The sequence below is a fragment of the Candidatus Margulisiibacteriota bacterium genome, assembly GCA_041661965.1.
GTDB lineage: Bacteria > Margulisbacteria > WOR-1 > O2-12-FULL-45-9 > XYB2-FULL-48-7 > XYB2-FULL-45-9.
Window position 1 is genome coordinate 428281 of record JBAZTH010000003.1, and the last position, 12514, is coordinate 440794.

General features: G+C 52.7%; 14 protein-coding genes and 4 tRNA genes. 16 read left to right on the plus strand and 2 right to left on the minus strand.

Features of this window, described 5'->3' with window-relative positions; genetic code table 11:
- Position 1 precedes the first annotated feature (1 nt).
- Complete coding sequence (locus tag WC772_07875) at positions 2-760, minus strand: hypothetical protein (GenBank protein MFA6170670.1); 759 nt, start codon at positions 758-760, stop codon at positions 2-4.
- An 86-nt stretch (positions 761-846) separates the two neighbouring features.
- On the opposite strand from WC772_07875, the gene WC772_07880 reads away from it, so the two are divergent.
- The 7 genes from WC772_07880 (at position 847) to rodA (ending at position 6908) form a co-directional block, all read left to right on the plus strand.
- Positions 847-1587, plus strand: a complete 741-nt coding sequence (locus WC772_07880) for a YebC/PmpR family DNA-binding transcriptional regulator (protein MFA6170671.1) — start codon at positions 847-849, stop codon at positions 1585-1587.
- Between the two features lie 28 nt (positions 1588-1615).
- Positions 1616-2326 carry a PHP domain-containing protein gene (locus WC772_07885; protein MFA6170672.1) on the plus strand — a complete coding sequence of 237 codons (711 nt, stop codon included), beginning with the start codon at positions 1616-1618 and terminating at the stop codon, positions 2324-2326.
- Entirely contained in the window at positions 2323-2586 is a 264-nt protein-coding gene (locus WC772_07890; GenBank protein ID MFA6170673.1) for an MGMT family protein, read from the plus strand. Before WC772_07885 ends, WC772_07890 begins: the two co-directional genes overlap by 4 nt.
- 92 nt (positions 2587-2678) lie before the next feature.
- Entirely contained in the window at positions 2679-3434 is a 756-nt protein-coding gene (gene hisF / locus WC772_07895; GenBank protein ID MFA6170674.1) for an imidazole glycerol phosphate synthase subunit HisF, read from the plus strand.
- The gene (locus WC772_07900) at positions 3431-4255 is read left to right on the plus strand and encodes a polyprenyl synthetase family protein (protein ID MFA6170675.1); all 825 of its coding nucleotides are present in this window, start codon (positions 3431-3433) and stop codon (positions 4253-4255) included. Before hisF ends, WC772_07900 begins: the two co-directional genes overlap by 4 nt.
- Positions 4255-5673 (plus strand): anthranilate synthase component I, encoded by a 1419-nt coding sequence (gene trpE, locus WC772_07905; GenBank protein MFA6170676.1) that lies wholly within the window; start codon positions 4255-4257, stop codon positions 5671-5673. Before WC772_07900 ends, trpE begins: the two co-directional genes overlap by 1 nt.
- Positions 5670-6908: a rod shape-determining protein RodA gene (rodA, locus tag WC772_07910; GenBank protein MFA6170677.1), complete on the plus strand. Its 1239-nt coding sequence runs from the start codon at positions 5670-5672 to the stop codon at positions 6906-6908. The genes trpE and rodA overlap by 4 nt, the downstream gene beginning before the upstream one ends.
- Here the strand turns inward: rodA and WC772_07915 are convergent.
- A complete protein-coding gene (locus WC772_07915) occupies positions 6905-8122 on the minus strand; it encodes an LptA/OstA family protein (GenBank protein ID MFA6170678.1) in 1218 nt (405 codons plus the stop codon). The genes rodA and WC772_07915 overlap by 4 nt on opposite strands.
- 123 nt (positions 8123-8245) lie before the next feature.
- On the opposite strand from WC772_07915, the gene gap reads away from it, so the two are divergent.
- The 9 genes from gap to WC772_07960 all read left to right on the plus strand — a co-directional run bounded on the left by gap (position 8246) and on the right by WC772_07960 (position 12407).
- A complete protein-coding gene (gap, locus tag WC772_07920; GenBank protein ID MFA6170679.1) occupies positions 8246-9310 on the plus strand; it encodes a type I glyceraldehyde-3-phosphate dehydrogenase in 1065 nt (354 codons plus the stop codon).
- Between the two features lie 9 nt (positions 9311-9319).
- Positions 9320-10519, plus strand: a complete 1200-nt coding sequence (locus tag WC772_07925; protein MFA6170680.1) for a phosphoglycerate kinase — start codon at positions 9320-9322, stop codon at positions 10517-10519.
- Positions 10520-10568: 49 nt separating this feature from the next.
- Positions 10569-10641, plus strand: a tRNA-Ala gene (locus WC772_07930).
- 26 nt (positions 10642-10667) lie between these two features.
- Positions 10668-10889 (plus strand): preprotein translocase subunit SecG, encoded by a 222-nt coding sequence (gene secG, locus WC772_07935; GenBank protein ID MFA6170681.1) that lies wholly within the window; start codon positions 10668-10670, stop codon positions 10887-10889.
- Positions 10890-10906: 17 nt separating this feature from the next.
- On the plus strand, positions 10907-11560 hold the full coding sequence (locus WC772_07940; GenBank protein ID MFA6170682.1) for a hypothetical protein: 654 nt from the start codon (positions 10907-10909) through the stop codon (positions 11558-11560).
- 12 nt (positions 11561-11572) lie between these two features.
- Positions 11573-12043 (plus strand): hypothetical protein, encoded by a 471-nt coding sequence (locus WC772_07945; protein MFA6170683.1) that lies wholly within the window; start codon positions 11573-11575, stop codon positions 12041-12043.
- Between the two features lie 75 nt (positions 12044-12118).
- Positions 12119-12191 (plus strand) — tRNA-Gly (locus WC772_07950).
- 17 nt (positions 12192-12208) lie between these two features.
- Positions 12209-12279 (plus strand) — tRNA-Cys (locus WC772_07955).
- Between the two features lie 54 nt (positions 12280-12333).
- A tRNA-Val gene (locus WC772_07960) sits at positions 12334-12407 on the plus strand.
- The last annotated feature ends 107 nt before the right edge of the window (positions 12408-12514 follow it).

Consider the following 12514-nt stretch of genomic DNA (forward strand, 5'->3'; position numbering starts at 1 on the left):
ATTAAGGGGCGGTCGGATATTCTCGATCGAAAATATTATTTTGCAAAGAAAAGTATTTAGCCGTCAGGCTTGGCGACTTTTTTGCTTCTTCCGGAGTGTTCGGCTGTTTACAGCCGCTTAAAAAGTAGTCGCGATCGAGCACGAAACTGGCAAAATGATAGGCGAAGTCCTCTTTGGCTTCTTTTAAAGCGGAAACATGAACCTCTTTTGGATAATAGCTGTAAATCAAGAGAAAATCATTTTCAGTAAGATTTTTGCGCGTGCCGTCATGATTAAAAGAGATTGTTTCGAATCCCCCCCGGTCGCAGACGTTATCCCAGGCGTCATGGCCGACTTCGTGGAGCAGGGAATATTCCCAGTAATGCGGGACTCCCGGCGTTACCGGTACGGGCTCTTTTTCCTGCCCAAACCAATTGGTGCTGATATTAATAACGCAGGATCTTGAAGAATTCCCGTTGGACGAATCAATGATGGTGCAAACATGTTCAGCCGCCGCGCCGGGGGTGAGCAGGTTTAGAGTAAAAACTATTTCTTTCACGCTTTGATACGAGCAGGAGGGGATGGCGCGGAGTAATTCATTGGTTCTGTTAGTGAGATAAGCTTGATGGGCTTGGAATGCCGGGTCGGCGACGGTAATCATTACGCTGGCGGCCGGACACTCCATCTTTTTTAAGTTGAGACATTCATCTGGTTTGATCACTTCTCCCGCGCAACCATTAATCGCCAGAGGGAGGGCCATAAATTTGGCCGTTCTAAACATGATATTCGAGATCCTCATGTTATATTATCGTTGGAAAACCGAGAAAATTTCAATTTCACTGTAAATTATGATAAGATAAATACAACATGTCAGGACATTCTAAATGGGCCACGATCAAAAGGTCAAAAGCCAAGACCGATTCCGCCAGGGGGAAGGTCTTTACCAAGATCATCAGGGAAATAACGACCGCCGCCAAGACCGGCGGGGGAGATCCGGACGCTAATCCAAGGCTCCGCCTATCGATCGATAAGGCCAAAGCGGCCAATATGCCCAAGGATAATATTGAAAGGGCGATCGAAAAAGGGGTTGGCGGAGGCGGTGCCGCCATGGAAGAACTGACCTATGAAGGGTTTGGCCCAGGCGGGTTCGCGATCATCGTTAACGTCATGACCGACAACCGGAACCGGGCGGCCGGTGAGATCCGCAATCTTTTTGACAAGCACGGCGGCAACCTTGGCTCGTCCGGAAGCGTTGCCTACCAGTTCAATCGCCGGGGAAGCATAGTTTTCGAAAAGGTCGGGCTCGATGAAGATACCCTGACCATGACCGCCATCGATGCCGGAGCGGAAGATATCTTGTCCGAAGATAAAACGGTGGAAGTCCTGACCACTCCGGATAACTTTGAAAAGGTTAAAAATGCCCTCCAAGCAGGTGGGTTTAAACCGGTCCAGGCTGAAATAGCCATGATCCCGACGACCACGGTCAAACTGACTGGCGAGCCAGCCCAAAAAGCGCTTAAATTGGTCAGCTTATTGGAAGATCATGATGATGTCCAGGAAGTTTTCACTAATTTCGATATTGACGAAGAAGAAATGGAAACTAAGTAAGAACGCTTTTTTATGCTAAAATAACTCCATGAAGTACGTTGCCGATCTTCACCTTCATACCATCTCTTCCGGTCACGCTTATTCGACCCTGGAAGAATACGCCGCCCGAGCGAAAAAAATTGGCCTCAAGTCCTTTGCCTTGACCGACCATGGTCCGGCGATGCCCGGCGGGCCGCACCTCTATTATTTTGCCAACCTGAAAATGGTCCCCGAGAAGATCAACGGGGTCCGGATCTTCCGCGGCTGTGAAGCCAACGTTATCAACGCCGACGGAGGGATCGACCTGCCGGAGTTCGAGCAGAGCGGCCTGGAGATCATCATTGCCAGTATGCATCCCAGGGTTGGCTACGAGAGCCATGGAGAAGAGAAAAATACCGAAGTCCTGATCAAAACGATGGTTCGTAATCCCCGCGTTAATATACTCGGCCATATCGGCAATCCCAAGTTTCCGGTCAATATTCCGGCGGTCTGTGCCGCCGCCAAAGAGCGCCGGGTTCTGATCGAACTGAACAACAGTTCCGTTGTTAGCCGGCCCGGTTCCTGGGAAAAATGTCTCGAAGCGGCCCGGGAGGTCAAACGGCTCGACTGGCTGGTTGCTCTGGGGACCGATTCTCATTTTTCAACAATGTTGGGTGATTTTAAAAAGGTGGAAGAGCTGATCAAAGCGGCTGGCCTTTCTGACAAGCATGTGGTCAATACCTCCTTCGAGAAGATCGAAAAGTATTTATTAAAACGATGAACGAGCCAACGGAATTCGAAAAAAAAGTCTATGCCGCCGTGAAGCTGATCCCCAAAGGGGAGGTCAGGAGCTACGGCTGGGTTGCTCGCCGGATTGGCCGGCCAAAAGCGGCCCGGGCGGTCGGCAACGCCCTCAATAAAAATCCCTTTGCCCCAGTCGTTCCGTGTCACCGGGTCGTGGCCGCCAACGGTCTTGGCGGGTTTGCCGGCGGGATTAAAGAGAAAATTAGATTATTGAAAATGGAGGGATATAAAATGTGATGAAATGTAGGGACAGGGCTTGTCCCTGTCCGCGGACAGCCACAAGGGCTGTCCCTACATTAACGAAACGATATGTCACATTTTAAAATAGCATGCTAGCCAAAAGAATAATTCCCTGCCTCGACGTCAAAGAAGGACGGGTCGTCAAAGGGGTCAACTTTGTCGACTTGCGCGACGCCGGCGACCCGGTCGAGCTGGCCGCCTTCTATGACCAGCAAGGGGCCGACGAATTAGTCTTCCTTGACATTACCGCTTCGTCCGACAAGCGCTACATCATGCTGGAAGTGGTCAAAAAGGTCGCCGAAAAGATCTACATCCCGTTCACGGTCGGCGGCGGCATTAACGATCTGGAAACGATTCGCGAGATCATCGCTGGTGGGGCCGACAAAGTTTCCATTAATACCGCGGCGATCAGGGACCCGTCCTTGATCACGAGAGCAGCGGACAAATTCGGCAGTCAGTGCGTCGTCGTCGCGATCGACGCGAAAAAGAAGGCCGACCATTGGGAAGTTTTCACTCACGGCGGCAGGACAGCGACCGGCCTCGACGCGGTCGAGTGGGCTAAAAAAGCGGAAAAACTGGGAGCGGGGGAGATCCTCCTGACCAGCATGGATCGCGACGGGACCAAGATCGGCTACGACATTGAATTGACCAGGGCGATAGCCGACGCGGTCAAAATACCGGTGATCGCTTCCGGCGGTGCCGGAACTCTAGGCCATATCTACGAAGCCTTTGTCGACGCGCATGCCGACGCGGCCCTTTTGGCCTCACTGCTCCATTACCGGGAGCTGACGGTCAAAGAGATCAAAGATTTCGTCGGCGATAAGGGGATAACGGTGCGTAGGTGAAAGAATATTTAATCGCGAAACGCAAATTGGTCGACCAGACGCTTGACCGGGCGCTCCCCAAAAAGGGGCATTTAGCCGAAGCGATCCGCTATTCGATCTTTGCCGGCGGCAAGCGCTTCCGCCCGATCCTCTGCCTCGCGACCGCCGCGGCGTTGGGCGGGAGTGAGAAAAAAGTTTTGCCTTACGCCTGCGCGGTCGAAATGATCCACACTTTCACCCTGATCCATGACGACTTGCCGGCGATGGACAATTCCGATTTCCGGAGGGGAAAACCCTCTAACCATAAAGTTTACGGCGAAGCTTTGGCGATCCTGGCCGGGGACGCGTTAAGCGCGCTGGCTTTCAAGGAGATTGCCGACCAGCCGGCCGCCTTGCTGGAACTATCCACCGCCTTGCTGGAGGTCGTGGCCGGACAAGTCGCCGATATTGAAGCGCCTAACAAACCGCCGACCGTCAAAGCGATCCGTTCGATCCATAAATGGAAGACGGCCGCGCTGCTCCGTGCCTGCGTTAGGGGGACGGCCTTGATCTGCGGGGCCGAGTCTTCCGTGATAAAAGATTTGACCAAATACGCGGAACATTTGGGGTTGGCTTTTCAGATCGCCGATGATATCCTGGATACGACCGCCACTAAGAAGCAGTTGGGTAAACCGGTTCGGGCTGACGTGAAAAAAGGGTACCCGTACTTTTTCGGCCTTGACCGTTCGCAGGAGCTGGCGGCCAGGGAAAAAACGCTGGCGGTCAAAGCGTTGGACGGTTTCGGGCCAAAAGTCAGAACGCTGGTCGGACTGGCCGGTTATGTCGTGGAGAGGACGTTCTAATGTATTATCCAAGCGAAAAGGATTTTCTCAAACTGGCCAGGAAAGGGAACCTGGTCCCGGTCTATAAAGAGATCGTGGCCGACCTGGAAACCCCGGTCTCGGCCTATAAAAAGATCGAAAGCGAGTACTCTTTTCTCCTTGAATCGGTCGAGGGAGGGGAAAAGATCGCCCGCTATTCTTTTTTGGGGGCGGTCCCCCGAGCGAACGTTATTCAGCCGCAAACGCTCGACGAACTGAACGGCTTGCTGAAAAAATACCGGCCGGTCAAACTGCCGGGGCTGCCGCCGTTTTGCGGCGGCTTGGTCGGCTATGTCAGCTACGACGCGGTCCGCGAGATCGAAAAGATCCCCGACCGGAATCCCGATCCGTTAAAACTGCCGAAGATCTCTTTTCTGCTGGCCGATACTTTGTTGGCGTTCGATCACGTTAAGCATAAGATCCTGATCATTGCCAACGCTCATCTTGAAAAGGGGAAGGACCCGCGTCAGGCCTATCGTTTTGCCTGCGCCAGGATCGAAGCGCTGGAGAAAAAGCTCCGGGCGCCGCTCACCGATCAGATCCGGGAGATCACTCTGCCGATCAAACTCCCCGATCAGAAAGTGACTTCCAACCTGAAAAAGGCGGAATATGAAACGATGGTCAGGAAAGCGAAAGAATATATCCGGAGCGGCGATATCATTCAGGTTGTCCTTTCCCAACGGCTGGAAGCGGCCTGCCAGGCCGATCCGTTCGATGTTTATCGGGTCCTGCGGATGATCAATCCTTCGCCGTATATGTACTTCTTTAAAATGGGCGAACTTAAGATCATCGGGTCTTCGCCGGAGGTGATGGTCCGCCTGACCGGACGGACGGCGACCGTGCGGCCGATCGCCGGGACAATGCCCCGGGGGAAAGATGAGGCCGAGGACAAAAAGCTGGAAGAGAGCCTCCTGGCTTCTAAAAAAGAACTGGCGGAACACGTCATGCTGGTCGACCTGGGACGGAACGATCTGGGACGAGTTTGCGATTACGGGTCCGTCAAGGTAACCGAACAGTTGGCGGTCGAACGCTACTCCCACGTCATGCACATCGTCAGCAATGTCTCCGGCAAGCTTCAGGCAAAAAAGACGGCCATCGATCTCCTTAAGGCCTGTTTTCCCGCCGGGACGGTTTCCGGCGCGCCGAAAGTCCGGGCGATGGAGATCATCGACGAACTGGAAAATCTCCGTCGGGGATTATACGCCGGCTGTGTCGGTTATTTAAGTTTTTCCGGCGATCTTGACACCGCGATCACCATTCGGACGATCCAGGTCTTGGACGGCCGCGCCTATTTGCAGGCGGGGGCGGGGATCGTCGCCGATTCCGATCCGGCCAAGGAATATCAGGAAACGATCAATAAAGCCAAAGCGCTACTTTCGGCGGTCGGCTATTTCGCATGATAAATTTCCGGATGCTCAAGCTCTCCGATCTTCTGATCTGGGGAGCGGTCGCTTTTCTCGTCACGATCAGCCTGCTGGCGATCTTCAGCGCGACCTATCATCTGCAGATCAGGATCGATGGCGATCCATACATCTTTGTTAAACGGCAATTCTTTTCTTTTCTGATCGGCTTTGTCTTTATGTGGCTTTTTGCCTACCTTGATTATGAGCATCTGAAAGCCGCCGCTCCCTGGTTTTATGTCGTGGCCATTATGCTGCTTTTTCTGATCCTCTTTACCGGTTCGACAGCCATGGGGGCCCAACGCTGGCTGCAGATCGGTTTTTTTACTTTTCAACCGTCCGAGTTTTCCAAGCTGGCGATTATTATGATCCTGGCGTATTATCTTTCGCTTAACCGCGATCTTAATACCTGGCAGGGGTTAGTCTCGGTTGGATTGTTGGTAATGGTCCCAATCCTGTTGATCTTCAAGCAGCCGGACCTGGGGACGGCGCTTGTGTTTTTCGCTATTCTGCTCGGGATGCTGATCGAAGGGGAGGTTTCTCTCTGGACGATCTCTTTTTTGCTGACGCCGCTCCTTTCCCTGCTTTTCCGTCCGCTGCTCCCGCTATGGATCTTTTATCTGCTGCTTGTTTATCTGGGGCTTTTTCTGGCCCGGGCCAATTTCTGGCAGTGGCTGGTGATCTTTGGCTCCAATTTGATGATCGGCCTGGCCCTGCCGGTGATGTGGGGAGTGCTCAAGCCCTACCAGCAGATGCGGATCATCTCTTTCCTCAATCCGGCGGCCGATCCGTTGGGGGCGGGTTATCATACCTTGCAGAGTTGCATTGCCATCGGCGGAGGCGGTTTTCTGGGTAAAGGATTTTTGCATGGGACCCAAACGCAGCTTCAATTCATTCCGGAACAATTCTCCGATTTTATCTTTTCGGCGATCGGGGAGGAGTTCGGTTTTATCGGGGCCGTTGGTGTTTTGGCCGCTTATGCCTTGCTGGTCTGGCGGGCGGTCGCGATCGCTTTGCAGGCGCGCGATCTTTTCGGCCGAATGCTCGCGATGGGGATCGCGGTCATGTTCACGTTCCATTTTTTCGCCAATGTCGGGATGGCGATCGGGATCCTGCCAGTCGTGGGAATCCCGTTGCCGTTTGTCAGTTTCGGCGGCTCTTCCCTGATCGTCAACCTGATCTGCGTGGGGATCCTGCAAAGCATCGCGATGAGAAGGCAAAAACTGATCTTTTAAAGTTCAAACTTCGCTTCGACCATTCCTTCGGCTTCAAAGACCTCGCGGCTGATATAAACGGTTATTTTTTTACAGCTTAGCCAATCGGTCCCTTTTTTCATTTGGACCGACCCCTTCATGGTCAGGATCTCGCGCTTGTCGTCATAATAGGCCGATTCCGCCTTGGCTTCTTTTCCCTTTTGAGTGACAACGACGTTCCCGGCCGCCCGGGCGTTGCCGCTCCGGGTGGAGAACTCGATACTGTCGGAGGTGATGTAGGTCCTGGCGCGGAGGAATTCGACGTCGTGGATCTTCCGGGCTGTTTCCTGCCTGACCAGCGCCTGGGCTTTTTCAATGATCGTTTTGGTCTCGCCGAAAAGGAAGAGCTTCTTCCCTTTCCGGGAATAGATCCCATTTCCGGCCAGCGAGACTTTTTTCCCCTGGACCGCTTCCACTCCGCCATAGAGCTCAACGTCTTGGTTGGGGTCGTTGAAAAGGATTGCCCGGCCGCAGCGGATGGTTGTCGCTTTGCTCCCTTTGTCTTTGACCTCGAAGGTAACGCTGCCGTAAACGTCGAGTTTTTCGCTCTCGCCGTAATAATCGGCAAAGAACGCTTTCAGCAGGCCGTCCTGGCGTTGCAGTCGCAAGTGGCCGGAGATCCGGGCGATCTTCTTTTCATGGTCGATTCCGATGGCGTCGGCCAGCAGGCGGGAATTTTTTTTGATCAGGAACGCGCGGCCGGTCATTTCCGAATTGCTCTGCTGGGCGCGGTAGATGATGTAGTCGGCAATAATAGTGGTCCAATCCTGTTTATTTTTAGAGGAAAACTTCCCCAGATCGACGACCGCTTTGAGTTTGCTTGGTTTATTGACCCCTTCAGGTTGTCCGAATGCCTCGATGATCTCGGTCCGGGGGTTGACGATCGCCCGGGGAGCGACCAGGCTGGCGACGACCAGAGCCCCTTTTTTATTGAAAATCCGGCCGTTTTTGACGTTGATCAACTGGGAGGCATCCTGGTTCTTGAGCGTCCAGCCTTTTTCAGCGGTAAATTCCCATAATTTTCGGCCCTCTTTTCGACCCGTGACCCGGGTATCATAGAATTCGGCCAACTTATCGGTCTTTTCCTGTGAATAGAGCTCGGCATCCCTCGGCACCATTAAATAGTAGGCCAGACCGAGGACGATCAGCGAGAAAATAGTGGCGAGGTAGACGATTTTCCAGGCGTTATTTTCCACGGGGGCGATTATAGCACGATTGACACCATTTTTGCATTGATGATATAATCGATCAGACGAATAAATACCGGCCCGGAAATGAAAAAAAGCGTCTAATTTAATAATATGAAAGGGGATAGTCACATGGCAGTTAAAGTTGGGATCAACGGTTTCGGCAGGATCGGTCGGCAGGTTTTGAGCGCGATGGTCGATAAGGGGGTCCTGGGGAATGAGATCGAGGTCGTCGCCGTCGTTGACGTCAGCACTGACGCCAAATACTTCGCTTACCAGATCAAATATGATTCGATCCACGGCCATTTTAAGGGGACCTTGTCAACGGAAAAGAGCAGCCCCGCCGCGACGGAAGACGATGTCATCGTGATCAACGGCCAAAAGATCAAATGCGTCATGGCGACCAAAGACCCGAGCCAGCTTCCCTGGAAGGACCTGGGCGTTGAATACGTGATCGAATCGACCGGTCTTTTTACCGATTCCGAAAAGGCCAAAGGCCACTTAGCGGCCGGCGCCAAAAAAGTCATCATTTCCGCTCCCGGCAAAGGGGAGGTCAAGACGATCGTTATGGGGGTCAATGACAACGAATACGATCCGACCAAACATAACATCGTTTCCAACGCTTCCTGCACCACCAATTGTCTGGCTCCCGTCGTGCATGTCTTGCTGAAAGAAGGGATCGGCGTTGAGACCGGTCTGATGACCACCATCCATTCCTATACCGCGACCCAGAAGACCGTTGACGGCCCGTCTAAAAAAGACTGGCGTGGCGGCCGGGCGGCGGCGATCAACATTATTCCATCTACTACCGGCGCGGCCAAAGCGGTCGGCGAAGTTCTGCCGGCGACCAAAGGCAAAATGACCGGGATGTCTTTCCGCGTGCCGACGGCCGATGTTTCCGTGGTTGACCTGACCTTCCGGGCGACTAAAGATACTTCGATCGAAGAGATCGACGCCTTGTTGAAAAAGGCTTCCCAGACCTACCTGAAGGGGATCCTTGGCGTCGCCGACGAAGAAGTGGTCTCCACCGACTTTATTCATGACAATCGCTCCTCGATCTATGATTCGCTGGCCACGCTTCAGAACAATCTGAAGGGGGAAAAGCGCTTCTTCAAGATCGTTTCCTGGTACGACAACGAATGGGGTTATTCCTGCCGCGTCGTCGACCTGGTTAAAATGATTGCCGCCAAAAAGTAAGGAGCAGCCATGGCCAAGAAGACAATTGAGGATATAAAGGAACTTAAAGGGAAAAAAGTCCTGGTCCGCGTCGATTTCAATGTTCCGCAGGATGAGAAGCAGAACATTACCGACGATACCAGGATCCGCGGCGCGATCCCGACCATTAAGTATCTTTCCGATAAAGGGGGACGCGTGATCCTGGTGTCCCACCTTGGCCGGCCGAAAGCCGGACCGGATGATAAGTTTCGGCTGGGGCCGATCGCAAAAATGCTTTCCCAGTTGATGGGTAAGAACATCGGTTATGTCAAAGACTGCATTGGGCCGGAAGTCGAAGCGGCTGTCTCCGCTCTTAAGGATGGCGACATTCTTCTCCTGGAAAACGTCCGTTTCTATAAGGAAGAGGAAAAAAACGACCCCGCGTTCGCCAAAAAACTAGCCGCGCTGGCCGATGTTTACGTTGATGACGCCTTTGGCACCGCTCATCGGGCGCATGCCTCGACCGAAGGGGTGACCAAGTATCTAAAGGGGTACGCCGGTTACCTGATGGAGAAGGAGATCAAATTCCTGGGGAAATTGCTCGAAAATCCCGGCCATCCGTTCGTGGCGATCCTGGGCGGGGCGAAGATTTCAGGGAAGATCGACGTCATAACCAATCTCCTGCCCAAAGTTGATACTTTGATCATTGGCGGCGGTATGGCTTACACTTTCTTTAAAGCTCGCGGGATCAGCGTCGGCAATTCCCTGGTGGAAGAAGATAAGGTCGGACTGGCCAGAGACGTCCTTAAAAAAGCGATCGATCTTGGCGTGCCGATCATGCTTCCCATCGATCACATCGTCGCCGATAAGTACGACGCCAACGCGAATTCACAGTTGGTCACGAGGGCCGGTATTCCCGATAATTGGCAGGGGATGGATATCGGGCCGGAAACGATCACCAAGTTCAGCCACGCCGTTAAGAAAGCGAAGACAATTTTCTGGAACGGTCCGTTAGGGGTCTTTGAGTTCGATAAATTTGCCAATGGGACCCTCTCGATTGCCAAAATGGTGGCGGTCGCGACCGAACAAAACGGCGCGATCTCGGTTATTGGCGGCGGTGACTCGGTCGCGGCGGTCGAAAAGGCCAAATTGGCCGATAAGATGACCCATATCTCGACCGGCGGCGGCGCCTCCCTCGAATTTGTCGAAGGGAAAACGCTCCCCGGCATTGCTTGTCTGCAAGACAAGTAGTTTAGAGTTTCGTTGTTTAGTCTTTAGGATTTGCCGCGAAGCGGTCCTTGGGGGTGTAGCTCAGTTGGGAGAGCGCAGCGTTCGCAACGCTGAGGCCAGCGGTTCGATCCCGCTCACCTCCATTTGAATTAAAAAAAGTGAGGTATTCATGGTAGGTTTATTGATTTTCTTACAGATCCTGTCCGGCGCGTTGCTGGTGATAGCCGTATTGCTCCATACCGCGAAAGGGGAAGGCTTGGGCGGGATCGGCGGTTCGGCCCGTCTTTTCGGCACCCCAAAAGGAATGGAAGAGGGGCTTGACCGTTTGACCTGGGGTTTGGCCGGGGCCTTTATGTTGTTTTCTTTGTTCCTGGCGATGTTGAAAGCGTAATAATAAGGAGAATGATAATGGGGAACCTGCTGACCGCGATCGCTACTGCCTGGCAGTTGTCCGCTCCGGTTATTTTTAATTTAATCTTTGCTCTGCTTCTTTTTTTACTGGTCTTTATTGCCGCGAAGCTTTCGGTGACCGGCTTATCGGCCATCTTTAAAGTCGTAAAGTTTGACGAATTGGCCGGAAAATTAGGCTTCAAGCAGATCCTGGAGAAGGGGGGGGTCAAACAAACTCCCGCGGAGTTGCTTTCCAGCGGCCTTTACTGGGCGGTCATTTTTATCGGTACGATCGCCGTCGCTGAAAATTTTCAGTTGGCGATCGGTCCGGTCTTGACCCGTTTCATCTCTTTTGTCGGGTTGGTCTTTTTAGCTTCGATAATTCTCGGGGTTGGGGTTTTGTTTGCCTCCCTGGTGTCGGGCATTGTCCGGGTCCTGGCGGCAAATTTTGGGATCGAGAGCGCCCGGACGATCTCGAAGGTTGTGTTTTATCTGGTCGTGCTGATCGCTTTCCTGGTGGTGTTGGAACAGTTTGGCGTGAGACGGGAAGCCTTTATGCCGCAGCTTGGGGTGATCATTGGCGCAGTCGGCTTAGCCGCGGCGATCGCTTTTGGCCTGGGCTGCAAGGATATGGCGGCCGATTTCTTTTACGGGATCTTTAAGGGTAAATAAGGAGGAAAAAAGATGAAAAAGTTAGTTTGCTTCTTGGTTGCGCTTTTATTGGCTTCGGCTTCTTTCGCGGCGACGAAGACGATCCAGCAATCGGGAATGAAGCTGGGGATCGGTTATGACGATGGAATGTCAGTGCTTCGTTTTGCCGGGGATACTTTTAACACTTCGATCGGTCTGATGTACCAGAATCAAACCCAAAACAATAATTCCGCCTCGACTTTCGGAGTGGGCGGGAAAATGACCTTCAACCTTACTGCCGGCGAGCGGCCGACCCATGCCGGAGCCTCCCTGGCTTATTTTAGTTTGCCGAACTCGGTTTCTGCTTTTGTCATAAAGGCAATATATGGAGCGGAAGCCAATGTGACCAATAATTTTGTGGTCGGGGTTGATATCAATCCCATTTCGTTCACTTCCGTTTCCAACAACGGGGGGACGACCATTGCGCTTCTGACCGGTTGCGTCTACGGCTATTTCTACCTGTAGAATAAAAGGCCCTCTCTGTCGTCAGGCGGAGAGGGCTTTTACTTGCGACGATTTTATTGTAGAATGTCTTACCATGCGGGAGTAGCTCAGCTGGTAGAGCTTCTGCTTCCCAAGCAGAAGGTCGCGGGTTCGAACCCCGTCTCCCGCTATTTTTTTTGTCCTGACGGCGGCATGGCCGAGTGGTTAGGCAGCGGTCTGCAAAACCGTTTACTCCAGTTCAAATCTGGATGCCGCCTTATCTTATGATATAATATTTATGGTCGGGGACGTGCCCGGCCGGTTCCTTTAATGCGCGCTTAGCTCAGCTGGTTAGAGTACTTGCTTGACAGGCAAGGGGTCACTGGTTCGATCCCAGTAGCGCGCATTGAGGGAATTCACTTTTGCCTAAGCACTTTAGTTCCTTTGCTTTTTTCCGCTTGACTATCCTCAATAGCAGTCTAAAATTCTCTAAGAGGCCCATCAGAGGTGAAA

Bases quoted from the DNA above. Each gene is read 5' to 3' on its own strand.
- WC772_07875 (MFA6170670.1), bottom strand. From the start codon at position 760: ATGTTTAGAACGGCCAAATTTATGGCCCTCCCTCTGGCGATTAATGGT.
- WC772_07880 (MFA6170671.1), top strand. From the start codon at position 847: ATGTCAGGACATTCTAAATGGGCCACGATCAAAAGGTCAAAAGCCAAG.
- WC772_07885 (MFA6170672.1), top strand. From the start codon at position 1,616: ATGAAGTACGTTGCCGATCTTCACCTTCATACCATCTCTTCCGGTCAC.
- WC772_07890 (MFA6170673.1), top strand. From the start codon at position 2,323: ATGAACGAGCCAACGGAATTCGAAAAAAAAGTCTATGCCGCCGTGAAG.
- hisF (MFA6170674.1), top strand. From the start codon at position 2,679: ATGCTAGCCAAAAGAATAATTCCCTGCCTCGACGTCAAAGAAGGACGG.
- trpE (MFA6170676.1), top strand. From the start codon at position 4,255: ATGTATTATCCAAGCGAAAAGGATTTTCTCAAACTGGCCAGGAAAGGG.
- rodA (MFA6170677.1), top strand. From the start codon at position 5,670: ATGATAAATTTCCGGATGCTCAAGCTCTCCGATCTTCTGATCTGGGGA.
- gap (MFA6170679.1), top strand. From the start codon at position 8,246: ATGGCAGTTAAAGTTGGGATCAACGGTTTCGGCAGGATCGGTCGGCAG.
- WC772_07925 (MFA6170680.1), top strand. From the start codon at position 9,320: ATGGCCAAGAAGACAATTGAGGATATAAAGGAACTTAAAGGGAAAAAA.
- secG (MFA6170681.1), top strand. From the start codon at position 10,668: ATGGTAGGTTTATTGATTTTCTTACAGATCCTGTCCGGCGCGTTGCTG.
- WC772_07940 (MFA6170682.1), top strand. From the start codon at position 10,907: ATGGGGAACCTGCTGACCGCGATCGCTACTGCCTGGCAGTTGTCCGCT.
- WC772_07945 (MFA6170683.1), top strand. From the start codon at position 11,573: ATGAAAAAGTTAGTTTGCTTCTTGGTTGCGCTTTTATTGGCTTCGGCT.